The 26,801-nt window shown below is 58.9% G+C and carries 30 protein-coding genes; 18 read left to right on the top strand and 12 right to left on the bottom strand.

Translation table 11 applies throughout. The annotated features are described in order from the left end of the window. Positions 1–78: 78 nt before the first annotated feature. From trxB to GOV80_RS07935, 4 genes are all read left to right on the top strand, one after another. On the top strand, positions 79–1,020 hold the full coding sequence (trxB, locus tag GOV80_RS07950) for a thioredoxin-disulfide reductase (protein ID WP_170769038.1): 942 nt from the start codon (positions 79–81) through the stop codon (positions 1,018–1,020). 4 nt (positions 1,021–1,024) lie between these two features. Next, positions 1,025–1,474 (top strand): RES family NAD+ phosphorylase, encoded by a 450-nt coding sequence (locus tag GOV80_RS07945; protein WP_170783825.1) that lies wholly within the window; start codon positions 1,025–1,027, stop codon positions 1,472–1,474. A 58-nt stretch (positions 1,475–1,532) separates the two neighbouring features. After that, a complete protein-coding gene (locus GOV80_RS07940) occupies positions 1,533–3,203 on the top strand; it encodes an adenylate/guanylate cyclase domain-containing protein (protein WP_170783823.1) in 1,671 nt (556 codons plus the stop codon). Between the two features lie 217 nt (positions 3,204–3,420). After that, positions 3,421–5,139 (top strand): bifunctional sulfate adenylyltransferase/adenylylsulfate kinase, encoded by a 1,719-nt coding sequence (locus GOV80_RS07935; RefSeq protein ID WP_170783821.1) that lies wholly within the window; start codon positions 3,421–3,423, stop codon positions 5,137–5,139. Between the two features lie 46 nt (positions 5,140–5,185). Here GOV80_RS07935 and GOV80_RS07930 read toward each other — a convergent pair whose 3' ends face one another. The 4 genes from GOV80_RS07930 to GOV80_RS07915 form a co-directional block, all read right to left on the bottom strand. Continuing rightward, entirely contained in the window at positions 5,186–6,052 is an 867-nt protein-coding gene (locus GOV80_RS07930) for a glycosyltransferase family 10 fucosyltransferase (RefSeq protein WP_170783819.1), read from the bottom strand. Continuing rightward, entirely contained in the window at positions 6,052–6,936 is an 885-nt protein-coding gene (locus GOV80_RS07925) for a PhzF family phenazine biosynthesis protein (protein ID WP_170783817.1), read from the bottom strand. Before GOV80_RS07925 ends, GOV80_RS07930 begins: the two co-directional genes overlap by 1 nt. Positions 6,937–7,018: 82 nt before the next feature. Continuing rightward, a complete protein-coding gene (locus GOV80_RS07920) occupies positions 7,019–7,243 on the bottom strand; it encodes a DUF1150 family protein (protein ID WP_170769032.1) in 225 nt (74 codons plus the stop codon). Positions 7,244–7,248: 5 nt separating this feature from the next. Next, positions 7,249–7,662, bottom strand: a complete 414-nt coding sequence (locus GOV80_RS07915; RefSeq protein WP_170769031.1) for an Hsp20 family protein — start codon at positions 7,660–7,662, stop codon at positions 7,249–7,251. 164 nt (positions 7,663–7,826) lie between these two features. Here GOV80_RS07915 and GOV80_RS07910 point away from each other — a divergent pair, with 164 nt between their 5' ends. The 4 genes from GOV80_RS07910 (at position 7,827) to GOV80_RS07895 (ending at position 10,425) form a co-directional block, all read left to right on the top strand. Beyond that, a complete protein-coding gene (locus tag GOV80_RS07910; RefSeq protein ID WP_170352346.1) occupies positions 7,827–8,051 on the top strand; it encodes a YdcH family protein in 225 nt (74 codons plus the stop codon). Positions 8,052–8,116: 65 nt separating this feature from the next. Continuing rightward, entirely contained in the window at positions 8,117–8,602 is a 486-nt protein-coding gene (gene purE / locus GOV80_RS07905; protein ID WP_170783814.1) for a 5-(carboxyamino)imidazole ribonucleotide mutase, read from the top strand. Beyond that, a complete protein-coding gene (locus tag GOV80_RS07900) occupies positions 8,599–9,354 on the top strand; it encodes an NAD(P)-binding domain-containing protein (RefSeq protein WP_170783812.1) in 756 nt (251 codons plus the stop codon). Before purE ends, GOV80_RS07900 begins: the two co-directional genes overlap by 4 nt. Before the next feature lie 3 nt (positions 9,355–9,357). Next, positions 9,358–10,425: a 5-(carboxyamino)imidazole ribonucleotide synthase gene (locus GOV80_RS07895; protein ID WP_170783810.1), complete on the top strand. Its 1,068-nt coding sequence runs from the start codon at positions 9,358–9,360 to the stop codon at positions 10,423–10,425. Positions 10,426–10,487: 62 nt separating this feature from the next. Here GOV80_RS07895 and GOV80_RS07890 read toward each other — a convergent pair whose 3' ends face one another. The 6 genes from GOV80_RS07890 to GOV80_RS07865 form a co-directional block, all read right to left on the bottom strand. Next, entirely contained in the window at positions 10,488–11,639 is a 1,152-nt protein-coding gene (locus GOV80_RS07890; RefSeq protein ID WP_170783808.1) for an alpha-D-ribose 1-methylphosphonate 5-triphosphate diphosphatase, read from the bottom strand. Continuing rightward, a complete protein-coding gene (locus GOV80_RS07885) occupies positions 11,636–12,409 on the bottom strand; it encodes an alpha/beta fold hydrolase (RefSeq protein ID WP_170769026.1) in 774 nt (257 codons plus the stop codon). Before GOV80_RS07885 ends, GOV80_RS07890 begins: the two co-directional genes overlap by 4 nt. A gap of 38 nt (positions 12,410–12,447) precedes the next feature. Next, on the bottom strand, positions 12,448–13,290 hold the full coding sequence (locus tag GOV80_RS07880) for a DMT family transporter (RefSeq protein WP_170783806.1): 843 nt from the start codon (positions 13,288–13,290) through the stop codon (positions 12,448–12,450). A gap of 250 nt (positions 13,291–13,540) precedes the next feature. Continuing rightward, a complete protein-coding gene (gene groL, locus GOV80_RS07875; RefSeq protein ID WP_170440794.1) occupies positions 13,541–15,181 on the bottom strand; it encodes a chaperonin GroEL in 1,641 nt (546 codons plus the stop codon). 55 nt (positions 15,182–15,236) lie between these two features. Beyond that, positions 15,237–15,524, bottom strand: a complete 288-nt coding sequence (gene groES, locus GOV80_RS07870; protein WP_170352338.1) for a co-chaperone GroES — start codon at positions 15,522–15,524, stop codon at positions 15,237–15,239. Positions 15,525–15,676: 152 nt separating this feature from the next. Beyond that, positions 15,677–16,351 (bottom strand): DUF2161 domain-containing phosphodiesterase, encoded by a 675-nt coding sequence (locus GOV80_RS07865; RefSeq protein ID WP_170783804.1) that lies wholly within the window; start codon positions 16,349–16,351, stop codon positions 15,677–15,679. A gap of 139 nt (positions 16,352–16,490) precedes the next feature. Between GOV80_RS07865 and GOV80_RS07860 the strand changes: the two genes are divergently transcribed. The 8 genes from GOV80_RS07860 (at position 16,491) to GOV80_RS07825 (ending at position 23,708) form a co-directional block, all read left to right on the top strand. Then, a complete protein-coding gene (locus GOV80_RS07860) occupies positions 16,491–17,471 on the top strand; it encodes a TraB/GumN family protein (RefSeq protein ID WP_170783802.1) in 981 nt (326 codons plus the stop codon). A gap of 99 nt (positions 17,472–17,570) precedes the next feature. Continuing rightward, the gene (locus tag GOV80_RS07855; RefSeq protein WP_170783800.1) at positions 17,571–18,491 is read left to right on the top strand and encodes a manganese-dependent inorganic pyrophosphatase; all 921 of its coding nucleotides are present in this window, start codon (positions 17,571–17,573) and stop codon (positions 18,489–18,491) included. 130 nt (positions 18,492–18,621) lie between these two features. Further along, positions 18,622–19,698, top strand: coding sequence for a DUF389 domain-containing protein (locus GOV80_RS07850; RefSeq protein ID WP_170783798.1), 1,077 nt, complete (start codon positions 18,622–18,624; stop codon positions 19,696–19,698). Positions 19,699–19,804: 106 nt separating this feature from the next. Further along, on the top strand, positions 19,805–20,680 hold the full coding sequence (locus tag GOV80_RS07845; RefSeq protein ID WP_170783796.1) for a TIGR01459 family HAD-type hydrolase: 876 nt from the start codon (positions 19,805–19,807) through the stop codon (positions 20,678–20,680). A gap of 100 nt (positions 20,681–20,780) precedes the next feature. Continuing rightward, positions 20,781–21,224 carry a MaoC family dehydratase gene (locus GOV80_RS07840; RefSeq protein ID WP_170352332.1) on the top strand — a complete coding sequence of 148 codons (444 nt, stop codon included), beginning with the start codon at positions 20,781–20,783 and terminating at the stop codon, positions 21,222–21,224. Positions 21,225–21,271: 47 nt separating this feature from the next. Next, positions 21,272–22,204 carry a bifunctional riboflavin kinase/FAD synthetase gene (locus GOV80_RS07835; protein ID WP_170783793.1) on the top strand — a complete coding sequence of 311 codons (933 nt, stop codon included), beginning with the start codon at positions 21,272–21,274 and terminating at the stop codon, positions 22,202–22,204. Then, on the top strand, positions 22,201–22,674 hold the full coding sequence (locus GOV80_RS07830; RefSeq protein ID WP_170783791.1) for a YcgN family cysteine cluster protein: 474 nt from the start codon (positions 22,201–22,203) through the stop codon (positions 22,672–22,674). Before GOV80_RS07835 ends, GOV80_RS07830 begins: the two co-directional genes overlap by 4 nt. Continuing rightward, entirely contained in the window at positions 22,674–23,708 is a 1,035-nt protein-coding gene (locus GOV80_RS07825) for a threonine aldolase family protein (RefSeq protein WP_170783789.1), read from the top strand. Before GOV80_RS07830 ends, GOV80_RS07825 begins: the two co-directional genes overlap by 1 nt. A gap of 40 nt (positions 23,709–23,748) precedes the next feature. On the opposite strand, the gene GOV80_RS07820 is transcribed toward GOV80_RS07825, so the two are convergent. Both GOV80_RS07820 and GOV80_RS07815 read right to left on the bottom strand, forming a co-directional pair. Further along, entirely contained in the window at positions 23,749–24,561 is an 813-nt protein-coding gene (locus GOV80_RS07820; protein WP_336510141.1) for an alpha/beta fold hydrolase, read from the bottom strand. A gap of 8 nt (positions 24,562–24,569) precedes the next feature. Next, the gene (locus GOV80_RS07815; RefSeq protein ID WP_170783783.1) at positions 24,570–25,172 is read right to left on the bottom strand and encodes a 2-hydroxychromene-2-carboxylate isomerase; all 603 of its coding nucleotides are present in this window, start codon (positions 25,170–25,172) and stop codon (positions 24,570–24,572) included. 108 nt (positions 25,173–25,280) lie between these two features. On the opposite strand from GOV80_RS07815, the gene GOV80_RS07810 reads away from it, so the two are divergent. Together GOV80_RS07810 and rpiB are read left to right on the top strand one after the other, a co-directional pair. Continuing rightward, positions 25,281–26,300 carry a ribose-phosphate pyrophosphokinase gene (locus GOV80_RS07810; RefSeq protein ID WP_170753405.1) on the top strand — a complete coding sequence of 340 codons (1,020 nt, stop codon included), beginning with the start codon at positions 25,281–25,283 and terminating at the stop codon, positions 26,298–26,300. A 60-nt stretch (positions 26,301–26,360) separates the two neighbouring features. After that, positions 26,361–26,801 carry a ribose 5-phosphate isomerase B gene (rpiB, locus tag GOV80_RS07805; RefSeq protein WP_170769000.1) on the top strand — a complete coding sequence of 147 codons (441 nt, stop codon included), beginning with the start codon at positions 26,361–26,363 and terminating at the stop codon, positions 26,799–26,801.

The following is a 26,801-nucleotide window of genomic DNA, read 5'->3' as shown; positions in this document are numbered from 1 at the left end:
AAGCGCCGCCACTGGGTCGCTATATCCAATCGCCAAGGGGCCAAGCGCCCAAGTCAGGCATATCGAGTTGGGGGTACCATGGCCGAAACGAAACACACCAAGGTTCTAATCATCGGATCGGGACCTGCCGGATACACCGCGGGCGTCTACGCCAGCCGCGCGATGCTGAACCCGATTCTGGTTCAGGGCATCGAGCCCGGCGGTCAGCTGACCACCACGACCGAAGTCGAAAACTACCCCGGCTTTACCGAGGTGCAGGGCCCCGATCTGATGATCAAGATGCAGGAACATGCCGCAGCTATGGGGTGTGAGATCATCGGCGACATCATCAGCGATCTGGATGTCAGCAAACGCCCCTTCACCGCCACGGGCGACAGCGGCACGACCTATACGGCCGACGCCGTCATTCTGGCGACAGGCGCGCGCGCCAAATGGCTGGGCCTGCCGTCCGAGGACAAATTTAAGGGCTTTGGCGTCTCGGCCTGCGCCACCTGCGACGGGTTCTTCTATCGCGGGCAAGAGATCGTGGTCATCGGCGGTGGCAACACCGCCGTGGAAGAGGCGCTGTTTCTGACCAACTTCGCCAGCAAGGTCACTCTGATCCACCGCCGCGACGAGTTGCGGGCCGAGAAAATCCTGCAGGACCGGCTGTTCAAAAACGAAAAGATCGAACCCCTTTGGTTTCATGAGTTGGACGAGGTCGTCGGTACTGATGCCCCGCTGGGCGTCGAAGGTGTACGCGTCAAGAACGTCAAAACCGGCGAGATCACCGAGATCCCGTGTAAGGGTGTCTTTGTCGCCATCGGTCATGCCCCCGCCAATGAGCTGGTCAAGGACACGCTGGAAACCCATATGGGCGGCTATGTCGTAACCAAGCCGGGCTCGACCGAAACCTCTATCCCCGGTGTTTTCGCCGCAGGGGACCTGACCGACCACATCTATCGTCAGGCCGTGACCAGCGCCGGTATGGGCTGTATGGCTGCGCTAGACGCCGAACGCTTCCTGGCAGAGCAGGAATAACACTTTGTTGGAATTCTCCGGCCCGGTCTGGAGAATTCTGTTTTTGTCCCAATGCGACGCCCCTCTGGCCCCTGCAAAGGCGCCCGAGGGGCGTTTTCATTTTGCAGGGCAGACAGCGCTTTACGCGTCGCTCAGCGCCGAGGGGGCTGCGGTCGCGATCCGGCGCTATGTCGGCAAGGATGATCCCCCGCGTGTTTTGCAACAAGCCCGGATCACCAAAGCACGCCTTGTCGACCTGCGCGGACAACGCACAGCCTCGGTCGTGTGGCAGGAGATGGACCGCCCCTCGCCCACCTGGCAGTTCTCGGAAGCGGCCCGTGCGCAAGGGGCGGACGGGCTGATTTACAGCTCTCGGTCCCGGCCAGACCTCAGCCATCTCGTGCTGTTCAAAATTTCGGCTGACGTGATCCATGTCGATGCGCCTGCGACCGCTTGGGTTCCGCCTTATTCTTGACCCGTCGCCTCCCCCGTACCAGACTCGGCTTCAGACAAAGCGCGTGCAGGTGATTTGATTGAGTAGCGTTCTATGGCAAGGCGGGTGGGCAACCCGGCTGAGGATCGGCAGCGGCCTGGTCCTGTTTGCCTTCGCCTTTTTTCACTTCATCAACATCGGGTTGGGGTTGTTTCATACCGATTACCTGCACGGGATGCAGGATGGCCGCCACGCAGTGACGCGCCATGACATCGGCAGTGCGTTTCTGTATTTGGCGTTGTTTGTGCACACAGGCTTGGCGCTGTATTCGATCAGCCAGCGCAGGACGCTCAGAATGCCGGTCAGCACGGCGCTGCAGGTGGTTCTGGGCCTGCTGATCCCTCTGCAGCTGATCACTCATATCGTCTATACGCGCTACGCGCACGAGGTCTATGACGTCAATGACGAGATGGGCTATATCATCATCCTGATGTGGAACAGCAGCGCGATCTGGCTGCAAAGCGCATTGCTGCTGATTGTCTGGATTCACAGCTGCATTGGCCTTCACATGTGGCTGCGCCTGACCGATTGGTGGTCAAAAACTGCGCCCTACCTGATCGGGTTGGCGGTGTTTGTCCCGTCGTTCGCGCTGGCCGGATTGCTGACCGAGGGACGGCGCCTCTGGATGGATTTCGCCGATCCGTTTCTGCGTGACCAGTATATCGACCACTATAACTGGCCGTCTCAACAGGACTTTCAGGCACTGTTCAGCATCAAGAGCAATGCTGTCACGGCTTTCTGGATCGCGCTGGGGACCTCATTAACTGTTTTTGCAGTGCGCAAATTGCTGCGGCGCAGGCACTCGGTCCGGGTGAAATACGTGGAAGGCCCCGAAGTCGTCGCCGAAAAAGGCATGACATTGCTGGAGATTTCGCAAGCCAATGGCATCCCGCACACTGCATTGTGCGGGGGTAAAGGACGCTGCACAACTTGTCGGGTGATTGTCGAGGATGGGGCAGACGCCCTCCCCTCGCCTAGCGTGGTAGAGGCGCGCAGCCTTGCAGCCGTGGGTGCTCCAAGAAAAGCGCGCCTGGCCTGTCAGATTCGACCAACAGAACCGTTGACCGCGTTTCGCATGTTCCGCCCCGACGGCGGTCGGCAACGCGCACATTCCAGCCAGGGACAAGAGCGCAAACTGGCCGTTCTGTTTCTGGACATGCGTGGTTTTACCTCTCGGACGACGGGTCAGTTGCCCTATGACATCGTATTCCTGCTGAACCGGTTCTTTGACGCCATCGTGCCCGCCATCACCGCCGAGCGCGGGGTGGTCGATAAATACATGGGGGATGGTCTGCTGGCGGTGTTTGAAACACCCGATACAGAAAGTTCGGCCCGCGCAGGGTTGCAGGCAGCCATAAATGTCAGTCGCGCCCTCGTTCAATTCAATCAGCGGCTAGAAGCGGAAGGCAGCCCACGTATCCGCATCGGAATGGGTCTGCATCTGGGAGATCTGGTTTTGGGTGAAATTGGCGCAGCAGGCACCGCAACGCGCACGATCATCGGCGATGCTGTTAACGTTGCCAGCAGGCTAGAAGGGCAAACCAAGGACCTTGGGGTCGAGCTGCTGGTGTCGTCCGAATTGCTTCAGGCCGCCGGATTCGGCGGAGATCAAAGCGGCTTGAAGTCGTTTGATTTGCGCGGGGTCACGCGACCGATTCCCGCCTTGCCTGTGACCAGCGCTACCGATCTTGCAGCCACCGCCGCAGAATAGAACATACGTACTGAATTCACCTGCGAACCGTAAATCGTCGGGAATTTCGTCCTCAAAACTTCTACCGGTCAAAAAATCCTTCCAAACGCAGTAAAAACTGCGCATATCGTCCTTAATTACCTGAATGTATATGGACTTCGCCCCACAGTCGGGGCAAACGCCCCGCAAAGACACTGAACCACCGGTAAAAAAACCGAACTTCGACAAGAGTATTCCCATGACGATGTTGAGCAATCTGGCTCCGATCCCTGAACTGTATGTTTCCTACGAGTCGGCGCAGAAACTGAAAGTAGAAGCTGCCGACCTGACCAGCTGGGACCTGAGCCCGCGCCAGATCTGCGACCTGGAACTGCTGATGAACGGCGGATTCAACCCGCTCAAAGGTTTCCTGTCCGAGGCCGATTACGACAATGTGGTCGAGAATATGCGTCTGGCTGATGGCACGCTGTGGCCGATGCCGATCACTCTGGATGTCAGCGAAGACTTTGCCGAAAGCATCGAACTGGGTCAGGACATCGCCCTGCGCGACCAGGAAGGTGTCATTCTGGGCACCATGACTGTGACCGACCGCTGGACCCCGGACAAAGCGCGCGAGGCCGGAAAGGTGTTCGGCGCGGATGACGATGCGCACCCTGCGGTGAACTATCTGCACAATGTGGCGGGCAAGGTCTATCTGGGCGGCCCTGTCACCGGCATCCAGCAGCCTGTCCACTATGATTTCCGCGCCCGGCGTGACACTCCGAACGAGTTGCGCTCGTTCTTCCGCAAGCTGGGCTGGCGTCGCATCGTTGCATTCCAAACCCGCAACCCGCTGCACCGCGCCCACCAGGAACTGACCTTCCGCGCCGCCAAGGAAGCGCAGGCCAACCTGCTGATCCACCCGGTTGTCGGCATGACCAAACCGGGCGATGTCGACCACTTTACCCGCGTGCGCTGCTATGAGGCGGTTCTGGACAAGTATCCAGCCTCGACCACCTCAATGTCGCTGCTGAACCTCGCAATGCGTATGGCTGGCCCGCGCGAAGCCGTCTGGCATGGCCTGATCCGTGCCAACCACGGCTGTACCCACTTCATCGTAGGTCGCGACCATGCGGGCCCCGGCAAGAACTCGGCCGGAGAAGATTTCTATGGCCCCTATGACGCGCAAGACCTGTTCCGCCAGCATCAGGATGAAATCGGTGTTGAGATGGTTGATTTCAAACACATGGTCTATGTGCAGGAACGCGCCCAATACGAACCGAATGACGAGATTCTGGACAAGGATGACGTCACCATCCTGAACATCTCGGGTACCGAACTGCGCCGCCGTCTGGCGGAAGGTCTGGAAATCCCCGAATGGTTCAGCTTCCCCGAGGTTGTGGCCGAGTTGCGCAAAACCAAACCGCCGCGCAGCCAGCAAGGTTTTACCGTGTTTTTCACCGGCTTCTCGGGCTCGGGCAAATCCACCATCGCCAACGCGCTTATGGTCAAGCTGATGGAGATGGGCGGCCGCCCTGTAACCCTGCTGGACGGTGACATCGTGCGTAAGAACCTGTCGTCAGAGCTGGGATTCTCGAAGGAACACCGCGACCTGAACATCCGTCGTATCGGGTACGTTGCTTCCGAGATCACCAAGAACGGTGGCATCGCCATCTGTGCGCCCATTGCGCCCTATGCCACCACTCGCCGCGCCGTGCGCGAAGAGGTCGAGCAATTCGGTGCCTTCTGCGAGGTCCACGTTGCCACCAGTATCGAGGAATGCGAGCGCCGCGACCGCAAGGGCCTGTATAAGCTCGCGCGCGAAGGCAAGATCAAGGAATTCACCGGTATCTCGGACCCTTATGATGTGCCGCAGAACCCTGAACTGAGCGTCGAGACCGAGAATGTCGATGTCGACAACTGCGCCCATCAGGTGCTGCTTAAACTGGAGAGTATGGGCCTGATCGCCGCGTCCTAAGCTGCATCCAAACAGTCACAGGCCCTCGCACCGCGGGGGCCTTTTTTCATGTTCGAAGCGCGGCACGGATGGCCGCAACGGCGCGGGATTCGAAATCTCCGAACTCGGTCGCTTTGGGCTGGATCGCCTGAAGATGTGGCAGGCGCGCAGCGTAGTCCTCGGGCGAGGCGTCTTGAATGGCACGGTGAATATCGGCCTCGGATTCGCACAGGATCATGCCCGATGTGTCGAAGAAATCCTCTATATTCGGGCAGCCCCAATAGATCGGAACGGTGGCGCAGAGGATTGCATCGGTCAGTTTTTCCGAGAAATAATTCCGCTCCCGCACATTCTCGATCACCACGGAATAGCGATAAGGCGCCAACCCGTCGGATTTTTGGTCAAACGGCATATAACCACGGCCCATGATATCGACATCCGCGCCCGTTTCGCGCACCCAGTCGATCACCGCATGGCGCAACTGGTGACCTTCCAGATCGCGCTTGGCCGAGGCGATCAGCGAACAGGATTTGGTCTTTGCGACGGGCAACTTCTGCCAGTCCGGCACCATGGTGACGCCATAGGGCAGAAAGACCGCATTCGGGATGCCTTGCAACAGGACGTCATGGAAGGTCAGCACACGAAAGAACCGACGCCATGTCCAGCGCAGCATCCGGTCGTGTTTTGCGTGGATGGCCGAGGGTTCCCCCATCATCAGCGAAATCTGCGCGCGGGTACCCCGGCGCAACCGCAGATGCACGGTGGAATTGGGATACATGATCAGGTGATCGGTAGATTCAAGATCTCTGACGGTTTTACCGATCAGGCGATCCGGGCAACCCTCGGGCCAGATCAGATCGCTGAGGGGAACCGCGGCCAGTTTCGGCCCCAACCGGTGCCCATAGGGCAGAATGGCAATCGCGGGCTCGGACATCAGACCCCCTCGGGCAGGTCGACCTGCCCACGCATCAGCACATGGCCGCGTCCGGCGACCTTGATACCGGTCATTGCCTCTGGTGGGCCAACGCGCGTGACGGTGGCCTGACCCGGACGGCCCATGTCATGGCCCTGTTCGGCGATGAAGCTGTCCTTGTCCATCAGCCGGTATTTCCACAGATAAGCCGCCATCGCACCGGTGGCAGAACCTGTGAACGGATCCTCGGGTGGGCTGGGTGGGGCCAGCAGCAGGCGCGAGAACGTGTCACCCGCCCCGGTCGCGCCTTGCAGCGTCACAAGAAATGGCTCGGCCATGTCCGATCCGGAAAAGCCTGCTTTGGCCGCAACCTCTCGCAATGGACCTTCCACCAGTTTTGCGGCGCGCAACGCCGCGTGATCGCGCAGAACCGTGATGCAGAACGGCAGACCGGTAGACACGAATTGCGGCGGGGAAATGATGGCATCGGTCGGCAGGCCGATCGTTTCGGCCACCAGTTCAACTGGGACCTGCGCGCCGAATTGGGGCGCGATCTGCGTCATCTCGATCTCATCACCATTCAGGCGGATATCGACGATCCCGGCACCGGTCTCAAGCGTCAGGGCATCGCCCTGAAACAGACCACGCGACCGCATGGCCGCGACAGTGGCAATGGTGGGATGTCCGGCAAAGGGAATTTCACGGCTGGCCAGGAAATACCGAACCCGGATGTCGGCCACGTCAGAGGGGCCGGTAAAGGTGCATTCGACCAAAGACGTCTCTTGCACATATGCCATGCAGGTTGCGTCCGACAGATGGGCTGCATCATGCACCACAGCGCATCCATTGCCGCCAAACGCCCGGTCGGTAAAGGCGTCCACCCAGTCAAAATCGAACCAGCTCATTCCCGCGCATCCCTTGCCATTGCAAGGCATATCTGGCCCGGCAGGCAGCGGATGTCACGGGGAAAACGCCTAAGGGGCCGTGTCAGTGCACGGCCACCGGCGAAAAGTCATGCTCGCGCGCGAGGTTGAACGCCAGCTTGCGGTCGGCGACCAGAGCCAGGCGTTGTCCATCGGAATCATGTACCGCATAGAGCGTATCCAGATCACCCGCCTGTTCGCGCACCTCGCGCGGCAGGTCCGTAATCTCGACCTTCTTCACATAGACGATACGGTCGCCATTGGCGTCGATTTGTACCGGTGTATTCATTGCTCTTACCCCTTTCTTATGTTGATCGTTTGCACCACGGTTTCCGGCACGGCGCGGGTCAGATCCACATGCAGCAGACCGTTTTCCATGATCGCCTCGCCCACCTCGACCCCATCGGCCAGCACGAACATGCGCTGGAACTGACGTGCCGCGATGCCGCGATGCAGGAAGATGCGCCCCTCGCTGTCGTCGCGTTGACGGCCCCGGATCACCAGTTGGCGATCCTCGATGGTGATCGACAGATCCTGCTCTGCAAACCCGGCTACCGCCAGTGTGATGCGATAGGAATAGTCCGAGGTCTGTTCGATATTGTAGGGCGGATATCCTTCATTTCCGGCCTTTGCAGACCGTTCCAGAAGGCGTTCCAGTTGCTCGAACCCCAAAAGATGCGGGTATGAGCCTAAGGTAAGTTTAGACACGTATGTTCGTCCTTTATTGCCAAAGCGACGTAAGTTGCGGCCCCGTTCTGGCAACCGCGTAGAATAGAATATGGGAATGTCGCGGGATGTCCACAAGGTCTGGCGATATAAAGCCTGACACACTATCTTGTGTGATACGCACCACATTCTAGCCCGAGTCGCCAATGAACGCCCCCACCGACCTTTCGATGAAAACTGATGACGTTTTGCGGGTTGAACTTGAGGTTTTCCGCCGTCAGCACCGAGACCTGGACGAAGCGATCGAGGCGCTTCAAGGCACCGGAACGGCGGACCAGCTGACCATCAAGCGCTTGAAAAAGCAGAAATTGCGGCTGAAAGACATCATCCGTCTGATCGAAGACCGTCTGACCCCTGACATCATCGCCTGACGCATTGCCACGAAGGCGGATTTGGCTATAGTGCGCGCTCTTTCGGCACGCAGGGAAGTAAACGGATGAGCGACGTGAAAGTGGGGATCATCATGGGCAGCCAGTCGGACTGGCCCACGATGAAAGAGGCCGCCGATATTCTGGACGAGTTGGGCATTGCCTATGAAAAGCGTATCGTGTCCGCCCACCGTACCCCTGACCGTCTGTGGGACTATGGCAAGACCGCCGTGCCGCGTGGCCTGCATGTGATCATCGCAGGGGCCGGAGGGGCAGCGCACCTACCCGGTATGATGGCCTCGAAGACGCGAGTGCCCGTTATTGGGGTGCCAGTACAGACGCGCGCCTTGTCGGGCGTCGATTCCCTTTATTCCATCGTTCAGATGCCCAAGGGGTTTCCTGTGGCGACCATGGCCATCGGGTCGGCAGGCGGGGCCAATGCGGGTCTGATGGCGGCTGGTATTCTGGCCTTGCAGGATGACGCTCTGGCGCAGCGGCTGGATACGTGGCGCGATGCGCTGTCGGCCTCGATCCCCGAAGAGCCACAGGGATGAGCCGTGTCGGGTTCATCGGCACCGGCCACATCGCAGCGCCAATAGCCCGGCTGCTGGCACGTAAAGGGCATGAGATTTTTGTGACGGAGCGTAACGCCACCGTTTCGGCTACACTGAAGGCCGACATCAACGCAACGGTCGGCCGTCCGCAATCGGTGATCGACCAGTCCGAGATTTTGTTTCTGTGCCTGCGTCCGCACATTGCGTCGGATGTGCTGGCCCCCCTGTCCTTTCGGGCCGACCATCGGATCGTGTCGGTGATGGCGGCGGTGTCCGAGACGGATCTCAGATCGCTCTGCGCCCCCGCGGGGGATTTCGTGCAGACGATCCCTCTGGGCTTTTTGGAACAGGGCGGCTGCCCCTTGGCGGCTTATGGGAACGATGATCTGCTGGCGGGTCTGATGGCCCCCGAAAATCCGGTTGTGAAAGTAGCCAATGAGACCTCGCTTAATGCTCATTTTGCTATCTGCGCGATGGTTCCGGGTGTTCTGGATCTGCTGACCACCGGCGTGGATTGGCTAACCGAACAGACCGGCGATGCGGATGGTGCGGAATTCTACACGACCCAATTGATGGCTGGCTTCCTGGCCAGCATGGAAAAGGGTCAGGCTGGTCGGCTTGCCGCCGAACGCGATGCGCTGGCAACCGACGGAACACTGAGCTTGCAAATGACGCGAACCCTGCAAGCGGGCAAGGCCCATGCGGCCCTGCGCGACGCCCTGACTGCAATCGGCAAACGGCTGGAGACCTGAAGAATGACGGACATGCTTGCACCCGGAGCCACGATTGGCATCCTTGGCGGTGGACAACTGGGCCGGATGCTGTCCGTTGCCGCAGCGCGACTGGGCTTTGTGACGCATATATTCGAGCCTGGCGCGAACCCGCCCGCTGGTCAGGTCGCAGACCGCGTGACCACAGCCGCCTATGACGATGCCGACGCCCTGCGCGCCTTTGCCGAGTCGGTCGATGTTATCACCTATGAGTTCGAGAACATCCCGACCGAGGCTCTGGACCTGCTGGAGGCACACCGCCCCATTCGCCCGGGCCGCGAGGCGTTGCGAGTCAGTCAGGATCGGCTGACCGAGAAGAAATTTCTGCAAGGGCTGGGCCTACAAACCGCGCCTTTTGCCGATATCACCGATCTGGGCAGCCTGAAATCCGCGATTGAGGAAATCGGCACGCCCGCGATCCTGAAAACCCGCCGCTTTGGTTACGATGGCAAGGGGCAAGCCCGGTTGCGCGCGCCCGAAGATGCCGAGGCTGCTCTGACCGATATGGCGGGTGCACCAGCGATCCTTGAAGGGTTTGTAGAGTTTAGCCACGAAGTCTCGATCATCGCCGCACGCGGGCTGGATGGTCAGGTCGCCTGTTTCGATCCCGGCGAGAATGTCCACCGCGATGGTATCTTGCATACCACGACTGTCCCGGCCCGACTGCCTCCGGCGCAGCGCACCGATGCGGTGCTGTTGGCAGCCAATATCCTGAACGCGCTGGACTATGTGGGCGTCATGGGGGTCGAGCTGTTCGTGACCGCGCGCGGATTGATCGTGAATGAGATTGCGCCGCGGGTGCATAACTCGGGCCACTGGACGCAGAACGGTTGTGCTGTGGATCAGTTCGAACAGCATATCCGCGCGGTCGCCGGGTGGCCCTTGGGCGACGGTCAGCGCCATAGTGATGTGGTGATGGAGAACCTGATCGGCGATGACATGGATCGGGTGCCTGATTTGGCGAGAGAGCGCGATGTAGCCTTGCATCTTTACGGTAAGGCCGAAGTCAAGGCAGGCCGCAAGATGGGGCATTTCAACCGCATTTCGCGCTAGGAAATCGCGCTGGTGCGCGATGCCTCCGGCGGGGATATTTTTAGCCAGATGAAGTTTGCGGATCAGACAAGGAACCGGGCCGCGATATCCCCGGCCATATAGCTGAAGCGCCCCTCTGCCATGGTCGCGGCAACGCGGTGGGTTTGTTTGTCCAAAATGGTCAGATCCGCGCGTTTTCCGGTGGCCAGCGTGCCCCGGTCATTCAAACCCAGAACGCGCGCAGGGCCCGAAGAGACCAGCGCCCAAGCCTCGGCAAAATCCACCAAACCTGACTTGGCCAGCATCAGTGCCGCGCGGCGGGGGCTTGGGTAATGATAGTCCGAGGCCAACGCATCACAGAACCCCATCGTGATCAGGTCCAACGCGCTGACATTGCCTTTATGCGAGCCCCCGCGCACCACATTGGGCGAGCCGAGAATGATATGGTCGCCTGCGGCGCGGGCGGCTTCGGCAGCTTCGAGCGTTTCGGGGAATTCCGATATCTTCACCCCACGCGCGCGCCAATCTGCGCGGGTTTGGGCTGTGGCATCGTCATGGCTGCCCATGCGCACGTTTTGCTTTTCCAACACCGTGCACAAGCTATCCAATGCCATTGGAACCTCTGATCCCCGCGCGTGCATGGACAGCAGCATTTCGAAATGCATTTCAGGGTTACGCCCAGCCTTCAACGCCTGCCCGGTCAGACGCGGTGGTTTGCGCCCTTCGGCAAGGCGATCATGCGGCAGATGGTCATTGAACACCACATAGGGCACCTGCCACGCCGCAATTCGTTCCGGCAAACCCACATAGTCGTCCAACATATGCGTCTCGAACCGAAGCTGGGGCAACAGATCGGTCACAACGCTGTCTCTGACGGACGCAATTGCATCAAAGACCTGCCCTGCAAATTCGGGACCGCGCACGCCGCCCTCCCAACTGTAAAACTGCGCCAGCACGGCGGTGGTAATGCCATTGGCCGCCAGTTCGGCCTCGGCAGCCAGAATGCCCTCATCCATCTGTTTCATCGCCCCACGGCGCGGCGCGATGTGACGTTCGAACCCGTCCCCGTGCAGGTCGATAATGCCAGGTAAAACGAGAAATCCGTTTAGGTCGACGGCGCGGCCAGCGCGATCGGGCTGAATGACTCCTTTTGCAAGCGACAAATCAGCTAAGGCCAGACCGTCCCCTGGCAACAGAACCTCGGCGCCGGTGAACGTCAGGGCCAGATCGCTCATTCTGAGGGTTCCGATTCTGGTTCTGAGCAATCCCAACCGAGGCAGATCTCATCAATGATGGCTTGCACGCCATCCAGCCATGTAATCTGAGGGTCAAACTGGCCGAATTCGATGAAATGCAGTGCTTGCGCCATCACGCGAGGATTGTTCATCATAAAAGTATGGGTCACGGGCAGAACGATATGGTCCTTCATGCCCTCGACCTTGGTCGTCTCGACCGAGACCTTACCGTCATCTTTGCCCTCGATCAGCGATGAAAAAAGCGGGTTCAGCGAATTTTCACCGGCGATCACCCCAAGTTCGAAGTCCACCGGCGGCAACTTGCGCGGGATACCTTCGGGACCTGTGCCCAACGCCAGCCCGGCAGGGCCGTTCAGGATACCAAAGACCTCGTAGGCGCTTAACTCATCCACCAGTTGGCTACCCTGATTGGGCGGGCCAAGCATGACCACGCGGCCCAGGTTTTCGGGCATGTTGTCCTGCAACCAGAAACGCAACAGGATACCCCCCATGGAATGCGCCACCACGTTGACGGTATCGTCACCACAAGCCGCAAAGGCATCTGGCAGGGTCTGAGCCGCCAATTCGGCAATCGGCAGATCGGTCGAGGGATATCCGGGCCGCACAACAGTGTAGCCATGCGCCTGAAAGAGTTGCTCCATCACCGTAAAGGACGCCTCGGTCCGGGCAAGCCCGTGCAGCAGCACCACACATTTCGCATGGGCCGCGGCGGGCAACAAAAACAGAATAATGGCCAACACATATCTCATAGCGGCCAGATAAGGGCAAAGCGGGCGCGATGAAACCCCTAGCGCCGCGACAGGCGCAGAACAGCCAACGCAATGCCACCCAGAACCAGCGCGGCACCAAGGATCAGACGTAGGCTGGCGGTTTCACCCAACAAGGCAACGCCCCCCACAATGGCAATGATCGGCACGCTCAACTGCACAACGGCGGCGGTCGTCGGGGCCAGCTGCGGCAGAACCCTATACCACAGGGCATAGCCCATCCCAGATGTCACACCGCCAGACAAAGCGGCCAGTACATACCCGGTGGCTGTCATGTTCCACTCTCCTCCAACCAGCAACAACGCTAGCCCTGTGATAGGCAGAGCAACGACGAAATTGGCAGCTGTTCCGGCCAGCGCATCTGGTTCGGACCGGCCAACCAGCGAATAGATTGCCCATCCGACCCCTGCCGCAATCATCAATGCCGCTCCCACCGGGTTCACCTGAATCTCTCCGCTCGGCCACAGAACCCATGCCAGACCAGCCAAAGCGATACCAGCTCCTGCGATCTGCCGTGCGCTAGGTGCCGACCCCGTGACGGATGTCACGGCAAACATGGTGATCTGAACCACTGCGAACAGAATCAAAGCCCCTAACCCCGCATCCAAGGTCAGATAGGCAATAGAAAACCCGATCATATACAGGGATAAGGATCCGGCCCCCGCAATGCGGCGCCTGTTCCGCAAAGGCAACTGCCCCCCTCGGAATGAAACCAGCGCTGCCAACACCACTGCCCCGGCCAACACACGCACGATGGCAAACCCGGCAGGGTCGCTCGCGCCGCTATCAATGGCCAAACGGTTGAGGATCGAATTCGCCGCAAAGGCGCACATAGTCAGGGCAGTCAGCAAAAACAGTCGCATTCCCACCGCATAGCGTGTTCGGACGCATTTGCACACTCACATTCCCGGCGACAAACCGTGCCCGCTCTTCTTCTGTTCAAAAATACCTCCGCCGGAGGCATGTCCGCGCAGCGGGCATTCCTAACGAAACGGGGCCGCCCGAAGGCGACCCCATCTTGATATTGCGGCTTCCCTTTCGACAGCTTGGTCAATAGTGGCCAAGCACCTATCGGGGGGATCGTCAGAATTCGCCTGAGCGAATTCGATGTGCTTACATCATGCCGCCCATGCCGCCCATGTCGGGCATGCCGCCAGCAGCGGGTGCGTCTTTCTGGGGCTTGTCGGCAACCATTGCTTCGGTAGTGACCAGCAGGCCAGCAACCGATGCTGCATCTTCCAGTGCAGTACGGACAACTTTGGCCGGGTCAATCACGCCGAACGAGAACATGTCGCCATATTCTTCGGTCTGCGCGTTGAAGCCGAACGCTGCGTCGCCGCTTTCGCGGACTTTGCCAGCAACAACTGCACCGTCAACGCCTGCGTTTTCAGCGATCTGGCGCAGCGGCGCTTCGATTGCCTTACGAACGATGTTGATGCCTGCGTTCTGGTCAGCGTTTGCACCTTCCAGAGCTTCCAGTGCTTTACCGGCCTGAACCAGAGCAACACCGCCGCCCACAACAACGCCTTCCTGCACAGCAGCGCGGGTCGCGTTCAGAGCGTCGTCCACACGGTCCTTACGCTCTTTCACTTCAACTTCGGTCATGCCGCCGACGCGGATAACAGCAACACCGCCTGCCAGTTTGGCAACGCGCTCTTGCAGCTTCTCACGGTCGTAGTCCGACGAGGTTTCTTCGATCTGAGTGCGGATCTGAGCAACACGTGCTTCGATCTCGGCTTTTTCGCCTGCACCGTCGACGATGGTGGTTTCGTCTTTGGTGATTTCGATCTTCTTGGCGGTGCCCAGCATGTCCATGGTGACGGACTCGAGCTTCATGCCCAGATCTTCGCTGATGACCTGACCGCCGGTCAGGATCGCGATGTCTTGCAGCATGGCTTTGCGGCGATCGCCGAAGCCCGGTGCTTTGACAGCAGCAATTTTCAGGCCGCCGCGCAGTTTGTTGACAACCAGAGTTGCCAGCGCTTCGCCTTCAACATCTTCTGCGATGATCAGCAGCGGCTTCTGCGACTGGATCACCTGCTCCAGCAGCGGAACCATCGGCTGCAGCGAGGACAGTTTCTTTTCGTGCAGCAGGATCATGCAGTCATCGAGCTCTGCAATCATCTTGTCTGCGTTGGTGACGAAGTAAGGCGACAGGTAGCCGCGGTCGAACTGCATACCTTCGACAACATCGGTCTCGGTTTCCAGACCTTTGTTTTCTTCGACGGTGATAACGCCTTCGTTGCCAACTTTCTGCATCGCGTCTGCGATCTGCTGGCCGATTTCGGCTTCGCCGTTGGCCGAGATGGTGCCAACCTGAGCAACTTCTGCCGAGTCTTTGACTTCACGCGAGGCCGACTTAATGCCTTCGACAACCTTGGCAGTTGCCAGGTCGATGCCGCGCTTCAAGTCCATCGGGTTCAGGCCAGCAGCAACCTGCTTCAGACCTTCGCGAACGATTGCTTGAGCCAGAACAGTTGCAGTGGTGGTGCCGTCACCGGCTTCGTCATTGGTGCGGCTGGCGACTTCTTTCACCATCTGCGCGCCCATGTTTTCGAACTTGTCTTCCAGTTCGATTTCCTTGGCAACCGAAACACCGTCTTTGGTGATGCGCGGTGCACCGAAGGATTTGTCCAGAACCACGTTGCGGCCTTTGGGGCCCAGGGTCACTTTAACAGCATCGGCCAGGATGTTTACGCCTGCCAGCATGCGGTTACGGGCATCGGTGTCGAACTTGACGTCCTTTGCAGCCATGTCGTTTCTCCTTGAGAAATAAGTTGTAAATGAAGATCAGAGTGAAGCGCGCGGCTTACTCGATGATCCCCATGATGTCGCTTTCTTTCATCATCAGCAGCTCTTCGCCGTCGACCTGAACCTCGGTGCCCGACCATTTGCCGAACAGGATCTTGTCGCCAGCTTTCACAGCCATTGCGATCAGCTCGCCGCTGTCCTTGCGTGCGCCTTCGCCGGTTGCGACGACTTCGCCTTCGCTGGGCTTTTCTTTTGCGCTGTCAGGAATGATCAGGCCGCCTGCGGTTTTCTCTTCGCTTTCTGTACGGCGAACCAGCACGCGGTCATGAAGCGGTTTCAATGCCATCTTTGCAGCTCCTTGGGCTCAAAGTTGTTAATCCTCCCCTCGCCGGATGGCGGGGCGTTAGCACTCATGCTTGTCGAGTGATAACGACGCATAGCTAGGGGGTGCAATTCCCCGAGTCAACAAGCTGTGAAGGATTTTTTGGACCTCTGCCCCTATTCGGGGTGATCCCAGCTGTAGGCCCAGTGTTTCAGTCCGTCCTGCCCTGCATCCGTCAGGGCATAAACGCCCTTTTCGACCTTGTCGAACCACCCGTAGTGGTTCTCTCGCATAAGTCGGGTGGCTGCGGCCACACCGGTTGCCTTTGCAACCTCGGCCCCTTTGGTGGCGCCGCACTCTGCCAGATGCGCCGCACATTTCAGCGCATCCTGACGATAGGCGGTGACAATCCCATGACGCGTGGCCCCGCCCGCATTAGGGTCGCCCTCCAACCGGTCAAACTCGCGTAACAGACGCGTCTTTCGCGCCTTGTCCTTTCGCGGCGCATATGGACCCGGATCACACTGAACCTCAACCACACCATCCGAACGCACGGTAATCAGACCAAGCCCCAAACGGCGGCACAAAGCCAGATTGTCCTTCAGAGCCCGCCGAGCGCTGCGACCTTTGGGTTTGAGCACACCGATATAAACCTGATCCGTCACCTTCAGTCGCGCAATCGCCTGATGAAACAGGGCCAGCGAGAACCGCAACTTCAGCTCGACAATCACCGGATCTTCCCCAGCGCGCACGGCGACTATATCGGCAGCACCCACCTCACCCTTGACGGTGTAACCTTGACGCTCCAACAACGCTTTGATGGGGGGGTAAAGATCCTGCTCACGCTCCATACGGCCATGCTAGGGGATTTGCTGTGGAATGCCAGACACAGATCGGACCGGCGGCGCTTTGCACCGCTTGATCCCATGCCTTGCGCAATGCATGGTCGCGGCACAAATAAAAAAGTCCGAGGTTTAAAGGGTGGCTCCAATGCGTTTTCTGTTCATCTTCATTTGTCTATTTGTACCGCTGAGCGCTTATGCGGCCTGCGAGGGGCGCGACCTGCGCCCAGATTTATCGGCTGAAATGCAGGATCAGATTCAACAGGCGCTTGTTAATTTCCCCTACCCCGAAGGCAATCACTGGATCGCCACCAAGGACGGTGCAACCCTGCATCTGATCGGCACCGTTCACACCAATGACGCCCGCATGGACGCGGTGGTCGAACGGCTAGAGCCAACGCTCAGCCAGGCGGATGCGTTTTATTTCGAAGTCACCAAGGCCGAGATGGACGCCTTTCAAAAAGGTCTGGCCGAGGATCTGAGCCCGGTTCTGATCACCTCGGGTCCGACGCTGATTGACATGATCCCCGCCGAGCAGTGGGAGACCCTGTCACAAGGTCTAGCCGATCGCGGCATCCCAAGCTGGATGGGGGCCAAAATGCGCCCCTGGTTTCTCAGCATGACTTTGGGCGTGCCGCCCTGCATGGTGCACGAACCGAACGCCAGTTACGGGATGGATGCCCGTCTGACCGATTTGGCGGCCGAATACGACATCCCTCAGTTCTCGCTTGAGACAACGGCGGAATTGATGGCGATGTTCAACGAATTCCCGATGGAACAGCAGGTGCAATCCCTCGTCCGAATGGCCGACGCCTTCGAAAGCAGCGAAGACCAGCTGGCCACGATGCTGAACGCCTATCTCGAAGAGAAACACGGCGAAATCCTACAATTCGCGCGGTTGCAGGGGCTTGAGACCTCGGGCCTGACGGAAGAGATTTTCGACGAGGAATGGGACGGGTTCGAAGAACAGCTTCTGATCGGTCGCAACAATAACTGGATGGCGCATATTCTGGACATTCAGGACCAGACTGCCGTGATCGCGGTCGGCGCTGGACACCTTGGAGGAGAACATGGGCTTCTGAACCTGTTGGAACAGGCTGGCTACACTCTGGAGCGCGGGCCGTTCTAAGCCGGTTTTACCTATCGTCGCAGTGTAACCGAGACCGGGTGACAAGTGCGCCTGACCACCCTATAAGGCGCGCAAATTTACCATCCTCAGGACGCTGACATGACAACCCTCGTATTTGGACATAAATCCCCCGACACCGATTCCACCGGCTCCCCGATCCTGTGGTCGTGGTATCTGAACGAAGTCAAAGGTGAACAGGCTGAACCCGTACTGCTGGGTGAACCCAACACCGAGGCCGCCTTTATGCTGCAGCGCTGGGACCTGCCCAAGCCGCGTATTATCGCCGACGTGGACGCGGACGTGCCGGTCGTAATCGTTGACACCAACAACCCCGCCGAACTGCCCGCCAGCGTCAACAGCGCAGACATCCGCGCCATCATCGACCACCACAAGCTGGTCGGCGGGCTGGAAACCAAAGGCCCAATCGACATCACCGTGCGCCCACTGGCCTGCACCGCGACGATCATGGTTGACCTGATGGGCGACGACGCTGCCAAAATGCCTGACGCCGTCAAAGGCGCGGCGTTGACCTGCATCCTGTCGGACACGCTGGAATTCCGCTCGCCCACCACCACCGCCCATGACCGCGCAGTGGCTGAAAAACTGGCGGCTGAACTGGGTCTGGACGTTTCGGCCTATGCGGCTGACATGTTTGCCGCGAAGTCGGACGTATCCTCGTTCTCGGACGCAGAACTGATCCGCATGGATAGCAAGGAATACGAAGTCGACGGCACCAAGTTCCGCGTTTCAGTTCTGGAAACCACCGCTCCGGGCGTCGTTCTGGACCGCAAAGACAGCCTGGCCGCGTCGATGGTGGATGTTGCCAAGGAAGACGGCGTTGATCAGGTATTGCTGTTTGTCGTCGACATCCTCAACGAAGAAGCCACCCTGCTTGTGCCCAATGACCTTGTGAAAGGCGTGGCCGAGAAGAGCTTTGGTGCGTCAGTAAACGGCGACGCTGTGGTTCTGCCCGGAATCATGAGCCGGAAAAAGCAGATCATCCCCAACCTCAAAGTGTGATCTTCGTAGCACCACAAACAAAAGGCGCCTGTATCGGGGCGCCTTTTTTCGTTAAGGCACAAGATTTTGCATAGAGCGTATCCGTTGATAGTCTGGTGCGGATAGTCTTGCTTGGGTCTTGGTCGCAGGAATGAGTAAACGAAAATTCAGCACCACCAGGGACATCCTTCGGTTCGAAGGGCATGACCGAGCGGCCTACTGGCGCAGATTTGCGATGCTTTTGACACTGTCGGTTGTGATCGCGACCATGGGGATGCTTCGCGATTCAGGCGCAGTGGTGATTGCCGCCATGTTGGTCGCACCGTTGATGACACCGATACTGGGCATAGCTGCCTCGATGGTCATGGGGTGGCTGGGACGTGCGTTCAAGCTTGCCCTGATTGTAAGCGGGGCGGCCGTTATCTGCGTCTTTCTGGCCTGGTTTCTTGTCTATATCGCCGATGTTCCCCGCGGAATTCTGATCCCTGATCAGGTTCTGGCGCGTACCGATCCCGGGACTGAAGATCTGATCGTTGCCTTGGCGGCTGGCGTCGCCGGAGCGTATGTGCAGATAAATCGATCAGAAGTTAGCCTGCTGCCAGGTGCTGCGATCGGCGTGTCTTTGGTGCCCCCGTTATCCGCCTCAGGGGTATTGATGTATTTTGAAGAAGCGGCTGAAGCTTATGAGGCCGGCTTGCTGTTCGCAACAAACCTTGGGGCGATCATCCTATCGGCTTGCGCGGTCTACATCGTGTACGCTGCTCGTTCGGTGGTTTTCAGCAAGGGACGTCGCAAGCTGAACTTTACTGCCAGCGTCGTTGTGACCTTGGCGTTCTTGACCTTCGTAGTCATTCAATTGGGCAAGTCGACATATAACCGCTATCTGGAAACCCGGACCGAAGCGCAATTGGCACAGACAATACGCGATTGGGCTGACCCAGTTTCGGTGGAGATTGTTCGCGTCGACGTAAACGCTCAACGCAAGCAAGCCGATATCTGGCTGATCGTTGACCTGCCAATTGAAGCCGCGTTCAAGGTGTCTTCAATTGCAGGCCTCCTGCCGGAAAGCCTGCGCGAGAAACCCCTGGTCGACGTACTGCGCGACGAGTTGGGGCCGGGTTATCTGGTTGTCGTTCGCTTTCAGAACAGGATCGGCGCCCAGGTCATTCTAGGCACCGAAAACGTTCAACAGGCACCGGACGTCGAGGAAATCAGTGAAGACAACTGAACGTATGCGGCTATTCATTCAGAAAAGTTGCAGCTGGGATGGTCAAAAGACCGAAGCTTTGACATAGCTGGCACAACTTCGACTCCAGAGCCCCGGGGGCAGCTCAATGACTCAGATTATTCACAAACTTGATGAAATCTCCGACCGCTACAAAGCGCTGTTTGTCGACCTCTGGGGCTGTGTGCATAACGGCATAACCGCCTATCCCGAAGCCGTGGCAGCGCTTCAAGGTTATCGCGCCAAAGGGGGCATTGTTGTTCTGGTCACCAACTCGCCCAAGCCCCGTGCAGGGGTGGCTGAGCAACTGGAACAATTCAACGTTCCCAACGACGCCTATGATACGATCGCCACAAGCGGAGACTCGGCGCGCTCAGCTATGTTTCGAGGCGCTGTGGGCGAAAAAGTTTACTTCATGGGAGAATGGGCGCGCGATGCTGGCTTTTTCGAGCCGCTGAAGATTTTGCACCACCCAATTCAGATCGAGCGTGTGCCACTGGATCAGGCCGAAGGGATTGTCTGCTGTGGACCATTCGATCCGATGGCCGACCCTGACGTCAACCGCGCGGATTTCCTTTATGCCAAGCAGAAGGGCATGAAACTTCTCTGCGCCAATCCAGATATCGTGGTCGACCGGGGCGAGGTTCGGGAATGGTGCGCGGGCGCTCTGGCCAAGCTTTACACCGAGATGGGGGGCGAGAGCCTTTACTTCGGCAAGCCGCATCCGCCGATCTATGATCTGGCACGTCGGCGACTGCAGGAGTTGGGTCATGATATCCCTGACGGCGATATTCTGGTGATCGGCGACGGCCCGCATACAGACATTCTGGGCGGCATGGGTGAAGGCATTGATTCTCTGTTCATCTCGGGCGGTCTGGCAGCAGCCGAAACCAAAACGTCGCACCATCCGCATCCGGAATCCCTAACCGATTATATCGCAAGGGAAAACATCAACCCCACCTATACAATCGGCCGCCTGCGCTAGTCAGAAAAGACTTGATTTTCTGCAACTGCGAAGTAATAAAGTTACCCAACTTGGGTGACTTTGGTTTTTTTGTTGCCCATTGAAATCGAGTGAGGGTGACATGTTGGACAATCTTCCGCGCGGCACGATCTGTATTGAAGACATCGAAATGGGCATGACCCGCCACCTGCGCAAAGTGGTGACGGACGAAGATATCGAAATGTTCGCGCAGGTCTCGACCGACCGCAACCCGGTGCATCTGGATGACGACTATGCCCGCGACACAATTTTTGAGGGGCGCATCGCCCACGGGATGCTGACGGCCGGGCTGATCTCGGCCGTGATCGGGGAACAACTGCCGGGCCACGGCACAGTTTATATGGGGCAGTCGCTGAAATTCCTGGCCCCCGTTCGCCCCGGTGACATGGTCTACGCCGAGGTCAAGGTGATCGACATCGACTTTGCCAAGCGCCGGGTCAAGCTGGATTGCCACTGTGCGGTAGACGGTAAAAAGGTGTTGATGGGCGAGGCTATGGTGCTGGCACCATCGCGCAAGTTCGACTGACCTCTCAGACCCTTGAACCTGCCTCGCAGTCCCGCTAGGCAGGCGCTATGCGCATTATTCGGGATTTCCAGTTTGTCGAGCCTCAAGACCGTGGTGCCAGTGTCGCCATCGGTAATTTTGACGGCGTGCATATCGGCCACCGCTCGGTGATCGAATTGGCCCGCAACGCCGCGCCAGACGCGCCACTGGGTGTGATGACGTTCGAGCCACACCCGCGAGAGTATTTTGCACCCGACAGCCCCCCATTTCGCCTGATGCGCGGCAATGCCCGCGCGCACCGTTTGCAGAAGCTGGGAGTTCAGAAGCTCTATGAATTACCCTTTAACGCGGCGCTGGCCGGGCTGACGCCCGAAGAATTCGCACGCAATGTAATTTGCGACGGGCTGGGCCTGTCGCATGTGGTGGTCGGGGCGGATTTCTGTTTCGGCAAGGGCCGCAGCGGCACTGCGGATGATCTGGTTCAGTTCGGGGCTCAGATGGGTTTTGGTGTCACCATTGCCCCCTTGATGGAGCGTTCGGAAAACGTCGTGTCCTCGACCGCGATCCGCACTGCGCTGTCCGAAGGCCGCCCTCGGGATGCCGCCGCGATGCTGGGTCACTGGCACCGGATCGAGGGCGAAGTGATCGGCGGCGAACAGCGCGGACGCGAGCTGGGCTATCCCACCGCGAATATGTCGATCGAGGGACTGCACCCGCCGAAATTCGGCGTCTATGCGGTTCTGGTCGATGTGCTGGATGGCCCGCATCAGGGCAGCTATCACGGTGCGGCCTCGGTTGGCACTAGGCCCATGTTCAACGGCGAAGTGCCCAATATCGAGACGTTCCTGTTCGATTTCTCGGGTGATCTTTATGGCGCGACGCTCTCGGTCGGTCTGGTCGAATACCTGCGCCCCGAGATGACCTTTGACGGTCTGGTCGGGCTGATCGCCCAGATGGATACCGATTGCGACAAAGCCCGTGCGCTACTGGCGGCGCTATGACCACCGACCCGATTGACCGCAACGGCCTGTCCGCCCGGTTCTGGGAACGCAAACCGCTGACCAAGATGAACCAGCGTGAGTGGGAGGCGCTGTGCGACGGCTGCGGCAAGTGCTGTCTGAACAAGCTGGAAGACGAAGATACGGGCGAAGTCGCCCTGACTTGCGTTGCCTGCCGTCTGCTGGACGATGAGACCTGCCGTTGCACCCAATACGACATCCGCCACCAATTCGTGCCGGAATGCATCGTGATGACGCCCGACAATATCGATGAACACGCCTATTGGCTGCCCCAGACCTGCGCCTATCGGCTGCTGTGGGAGGGCAAACCCCTTTACGACTGGCACCCTTTGATATCTGGTACGCCTGACAGCGTACACGCCGCCGGGGTCTCGGTTCAGGGGCGCACGGTGTCCGAGTTCGAAACCCCCATGGAAGAGTGGGAAGACTATATCATCGAGGAGCCCAACTGATGTATTTCGCCTCTGACAATTCCGGGCCGGTTCACCCGCAAGTGATGGCCGCGTTGAGCGCCGCGAATGAGGGCTATCAGATGGCCTACGGGGCCGACACGCTGATGAACGAGGTGCGCGACCGTATCCGTGGTATCTTTGAAGCGCCGGGGGCAGCTGTCTATCTGGTGGCGACCGGGACGGCGGCAAATTCGCTGGCTCTGTCGACTCTGGCGAACCCGTGGGACACCGTGTTTTGTTCCCCCGTTGCGCATATCCACGAGGATGAGTGCAACGCGCCGGAATTCTACAGCGGCGCCAAGCTGACGCTGGTGCCCGGCGGCGACAAGATGACCCCGGATGCGCTGCGTGCAACGATTTTGGCCGAAGAGACGCGCGGTGTGCATGGGCCGCAACGCGGACCGGTCTCGATCACGCAGGTGACCGAGAGAGGTTCGGTTTATTCGTTGGAAGAGTTGCAGGCGCTGTGCCGTGTGGCCAAGGATTACGGCCTGCCGGTGCATCTGGACGGCGCGCGGTTCACCAATGCGCTGGTCGCGCTGAACTGTTCCCCCGCCGGGATGACGTGGAAGTCGGGGGTTGATGCGGTCAGCTTTGGCGGCACAAAGAACGGGCTGATGGGGGTCGAGGCGGTGGTCTTTTTCGACGAGGCCAAAGCCTGGGAATTCGAGCTGCGCCGCAAGCGCGGCGCGCATCTGTTTTCGAAACACCGTTATTTGTCGGCGCAGATGGCCGCGTATCTGCAGGATGATCTTTGGTTGAGGATGGCGCGGCAGGCCAATGACAACTGCGCACGTCTGGCGGATGGGTTGCGGGCCAAGGGGGCCTCATTCTTGCATGAACCGCAGGCGAACATGATCTTCGCGGAATTCTCGCGCGCCAGGCACAAACAGCTTCACGAGGCCGGAGCGGTCTATCATCTGTGGGGCGCCGAATTGGAAGGGGTGGATGAGGACGAACGCCTTGCCTGTCGGCTGGTGTGTGACTGGTCACTGCCGCCCGAAGAGGTCGACCGGTTTTTGGGTTTGATCTGAAGCTGGTTGGGGGCTCTGCCCCCAAACCCCCGAGGTATTTTCAAACAGAAGAAGGAGGCAGCCTGTGCCAGAAATTGGTTATCTGGGCGGCGGTTTCCTTAGGGTGCGAGATTGGCAGCATGTGCCCTGCGTCTTCGATAGTGATGATGGACGCGTTGGGCAGGCGTTTTTGCAATCCATGTGAAATTGCAGGCATGACCGGATGAGAGTGTCCGCCGGTCATCAGCAAGGTTGGTCGTTTGACTTCGTTCAGAACACCTGGCGTCAGGAGCCCTTTTGTATCCTGGAACAGAGCTTGTTCCACATCTGGAACGACCCGGATCCCCCGGATCATCGCCGCGCGCGTTTTCTCGGGCATATCCGGCCAGCGGGGGCTTTCCTCGGTGCTCCACATCCGGTTGAACAGGCGGGCCGCCAGCGGCATATCCCCGGTTTCCAGCGCCTCTACATAAGGCTGTGCCGCCGCATCGTGCTGCGCGAGAAGATCGGGCGCATCCAACTTGGCGACGGCGAAGAATACGGGTTCGATCAGGACCACGCTGCGGATCAGTTTCGGGTGATTGACCGCAAGGCGCAGGGCAATCATCGCGCCAAAGGAATGCCCGATCACATCCATCGGCTGGGTCAATTGTGCCGCAGACAAAGTGGTGGTCAGGTCAAAAAAGTCGCTCTGCCCATCCCAATCAGGGCTTTTGCCGTGCGATAGCATGTCGGGCGCAACAAGCGTGGCTTGTGCGCCCAAAGAGGCCGCCAAACCGGCCCAAGCCCCCGAATGTGCAATCGTGCAGTGCAGGGCGAGCACCTGTCGCGCGCCCTGCCCCAGTGATCGAACAAATATGGAAGGTAGAGTCACCCCGTCCTTCACCCTTTCATCTCGGACAGGTGACGGTCGAGGTCTTCGATCCGGTCCTGACCCCAGAACCGCTGTCCGTCCTCGGTGACATAGAAGGGCGCGCCAAAGGCACCGCTGTCCACGGCCTGTTCCAGATAGGCGGCATAGGTTTCGGCACCGTCCAGCAACCCGCTATCCGCGAGGTTCGGGTCGAACCCGGCTGCCGACAGGCAATCGCGGATCACGTCATCCTGCGCGATGTCCTTTTCCTCAGCCCAGCAGGCGCGCAGGAAGGAATGGACCAGCTTGCCCACATCGCCTGAGCCATCTTTGGCCGCCGCGATCACGGCATAGGACGAAGGCGCCATGTTCGTCGGCCAATGTGCGGGTTGAATGTTGAATTCCATCCCCAGATTTTTGGCCTGACGCTGCAATTCCTGTGCTCGGTATTCGGTGCGCGAAATATGCCGGTCCTTGGGTGGGGTGCCTCCGGTCCGGCCAAACAGGGCCATGATATCCAGTGGTTTGTAGTTAATTGTCGCGCCATGTTTCGCGGCCACCTCTTCCAACCGGGTTCCGGCCAAGTAGGTGAAGGGCGAAATTGTCGCAAAATAGTAGTCAATGGTGGCCATGTTCACTTTCTCCGCTGCGTTATCTTTGCGAGACGGTAAGGCCATGCTAAGCGGTGTCAACATCACGAATCTGTCACATTAGCCTTTGCTGCCCGGGGACCTCAGCCGATGCCGACACTCAACGAACCCAAGCTGATCGCTGGGAACGCCAATCTTCCGCTTGCCCAGACCATTGCACGCCGCATGAGCCTGTATCGCGGCGTTGACCAAGGGTTGGTTGACGCGCGGGTCGAACGTTTTAACGACGGCGAGATTTTCGTCGAAGTGTTCGAGAATGTACGCGGCGAGGATATGTTCATCGTCCAGCCGACTTCGAACCCGGCAAACGATAACCTGATGGAACTGCTGATCATCGCCGACGCGCTGCGCCGCTCATCCGCGCAGCGGATCACTGCCGTGATCCCTTATTTCGGCTATGCCCGTCAGGACCGTCGCACCAAGGCGCGCACGCCGATTTCCGCCAAGCTGGTTGCCAACATGCTGACCGGCGCCGGGATCGAGCGGGTTCTGACCATGGACCTGCACGCCGCGCAGATTCAGGGGTTCTTTGATATCCCGGTGGACAACCTTTATGCCTCGCCGATCTTTGCGCTGGATGTGAAAAACCAGTTCAAGGACCAGATGGATGAGATCATGGTGGTCTCACCCGATGTCGGCGGTGTAGCCCGTGCGCGTGAATTGGCCAAGCGGATCGAAGCGCCACTGTCGATCGTGGATAAGCGCCGCGAAAAGGCCGGCGAAGTGGCCGAGATGACTGTCATCGGCGACGTCAAAGACAAGATCTGCCTGATCGTGGACGACATGTGCGACACAGCGGGTACACTCTGCAAGGCCGCGCAAGTGCTGCTGGATAACGGCGCGAAAGAGGTGCATTCCTATATCACCCACGGTGTCATGAGCGGCCCGGCGGTTGAGCGTGTGACAAACTCGGTGATGAAATCTCTGGTTCTGACCGACACAATCCAACCCACCAAAGAAGTCGCCAAAGCCAAAAATATCCGCATTGTTCCGACAGCGCCCATCTTTACGCAGGCGATCCTGAACATTTGGAACGGCACCTCGGTCTCGTCGCTGTTCGAGGACAAGACCCTGACCCCGATCTACGAATCCATGTACCACATGGACTGATCTGAACGGGCGGCCTTGCAGCCGCCCTTTTTCGTGACCCCTCTAAGGCAGGAGCTTTCCGTGACAGCCCCCAAACGCATCGTTCTTTCCAGCGACCACGCCGCCATCGAGCTGCGCCAGGCGGTTGCCAAACATATCGCGGACCAAGGATGGGAGGTCATGGATATCGGCCCTCAAACACCTGAGAGCACGCATTATCCGATCCACGGCAAAGCCGCCGCTGACGCCGTTGCCTCGGGTGATTGCGCACTGGGTATCATCCTTTGCGGCACGGGACAGGGCATCATGATGGCGGCGAACAAGGTCCCCGGCATTCGCTGCGGCGTGTGTTCCGACGCGTTCTCAGCCCGGATGATCCGCCAGCATAACGACGCCAACATGCTGTCCATCGGTGCACGCGTCGTAGGTGAAGGTCAGGCGCTGGATATCGTGGATGCTTTCCTTGGAGCCGATTTCGAAGGCGGCCGTCACGCAACACGGGTGGACATGATCGAATCCTGA

Source organism: Ruegeria lacuscaerulensis (genome assembly GCF_013034685.1).
Taxonomy (GTDB): Bacteria; Pseudomonadota; Alphaproteobacteria; order Rhodobacterales; family Rhodobacteraceae; genus Ruegeria; species Ruegeria lacuscaerulensis_B.
The sequence above is the reverse complement of the archived record's forward strand: the minus strand, read 5'-3'. Positions and strand labels throughout refer to the sequence as shown.

Excerpts from the sequence above, each read along its gene's own strand:
- groL (WP_170440794.1), bottom strand. The coding sequence starts at position 15,181 with ATGGCTGCAAAGGACGTCAAGTTCGACACCGATGCCCGTAACCGCATG.
- GOV80_RS07930 (WP_170783819.1), bottom strand. The coding sequence starts at position 6,052 with ATGTCCGAGCCCGCGATTGCCATTCTGCCCTATGGGCACCGGTTGGGG.
- GOV80_RS07910 (WP_170352346.1), top strand. The coding sequence starts at position 7,827 with ATGAACGCCCCCACCGACCTTTCGATGAAAACTGATGACGTTTTGCGG.
- GOV80_RS07890 (WP_170783808.1), bottom strand. The coding sequence starts at position 11,639 with ATGAGCGATCTGGCCCTGACGTTCACCGGCGCCGAGGTTCTGTTGCCA.
- GOV80_RS07920 (WP_170769032.1), bottom strand. The coding sequence starts at position 7,243 with ATGAATACACCGGTACAAATCGACGCCAATGGCGACCGTATCGTCTAT.
- GOV80_RS07925 (WP_170783817.1), bottom strand. The coding sequence starts at position 6,936 with ATGAGCTGGTTCGATTTTGACTGGGTGGACGCCTTTACCGACCGGGCG.
- GOV80_RS07885 (WP_170769026.1), bottom strand. The coding sequence starts at position 12,409 with ATGAGATATGTGTTGGCCATTATTCTGTTTTTGTTGCCCGCCGCGGCC.
- GOV80_RS07835 (WP_170783793.1), top strand. The coding sequence starts at position 21,272 with ATGCGCATTATTCGGGATTTCCAGTTTGTCGAGCCTCAAGACCGTGGT.
- GOV80_RS07900 (WP_170783812.1), top strand. The coding sequence starts at position 8,599 with ATGAGCCGTGTCGGGTTCATCGGCACCGGCCACATCGCAGCGCCAATA.
- GOV80_RS07825 (WP_170783789.1), top strand. The coding sequence starts at position 22,674 with ATGTATTTCGCCTCTGACAATTCCGGGCCGGTTCACCCGCAAGTGATG.
- GOV80_RS07810 (WP_170753405.1), top strand. The coding sequence starts at position 25,281 with ATGCCGACACTCAACGAACCCAAGCTGATCGCTGGGAACGCCAATCTT.
- GOV80_RS07860 (WP_170783802.1), top strand. The coding sequence starts at position 16,491 with ATGCGTTTTCTGTTCATCTTCATTTGTCTATTTGTACCGCTGAGCGCT.
- GOV80_RS07830 (WP_170783791.1), top strand. The coding sequence starts at position 22,201 with ATGACCACCGACCCGATTGACCGCAACGGCCTGTCCGCCCGGTTCTGG.
- GOV80_RS07850 (WP_170783798.1), top strand. The coding sequence starts at position 18,622 with ATGAGTAAACGAAAATTCAGCACCACCAGGGACATCCTTCGGTTCGAA.
- GOV80_RS07840 (WP_170352332.1), top strand. The coding sequence starts at position 20,781 with ATGTTGGACAATCTTCCGCGCGGCACGATCTGTATTGAAGACATCGAA.
- trxB (WP_170769038.1), top strand. The coding sequence starts at position 79 with ATGGCCGAAACGAAACACACCAAGGTTCTAATCATCGGATCGGGACCT.
- purE (WP_170783814.1), top strand. The coding sequence starts at position 8,117 with ATGAGCGACGTGAAAGTGGGGATCATCATGGGCAGCCAGTCGGACTGG.
- groES (WP_170352338.1), bottom strand. The coding sequence starts at position 15,524 with ATGGCATTGAAACCGCTTCATGACCGCGTGCTGGTTCGCCGTACAGAA.
- GOV80_RS07935 (WP_170783821.1), top strand. The coding sequence starts at position 3,421 with ATGACGATGTTGAGCAATCTGGCTCCGATCCCTGAACTGTATGTTTCC.
- GOV80_RS07845 (WP_170783796.1), top strand. The coding sequence starts at position 19,805 with ATGACTCAGATTATTCACAAACTTGATGAAATCTCCGACCGCTACAAA.
- GOV80_RS07815 (WP_170783783.1), bottom strand. The coding sequence starts at position 25,172 with ATGGCCACCATTGACTACTATTTTGCGACAATTTCGCCCTTCACCTAC.
- GOV80_RS07880 (WP_170783806.1), bottom strand. The coding sequence starts at position 13,290 with ATGCGACTGTTTTTGCTGACTGCCCTGACTATGTGCGCCTTTGCGGCG.
- GOV80_RS07855 (WP_170783800.1), top strand. The coding sequence starts at position 17,571 with ATGACAACCCTCGTATTTGGACATAAATCCCCCGACACCGATTCCACC.
- GOV80_RS07895 (WP_170783810.1), top strand. The coding sequence starts at position 9,358 with ATGACGGACATGCTTGCACCCGGAGCCACGATTGGCATCCTTGGCGGT.
- GOV80_RS07865 (WP_170783804.1), bottom strand. The coding sequence starts at position 16,351 with ATGGAGCGTGAGCAGGATCTTTACCCCCCCATCAAAGCGTTGTTGGAG.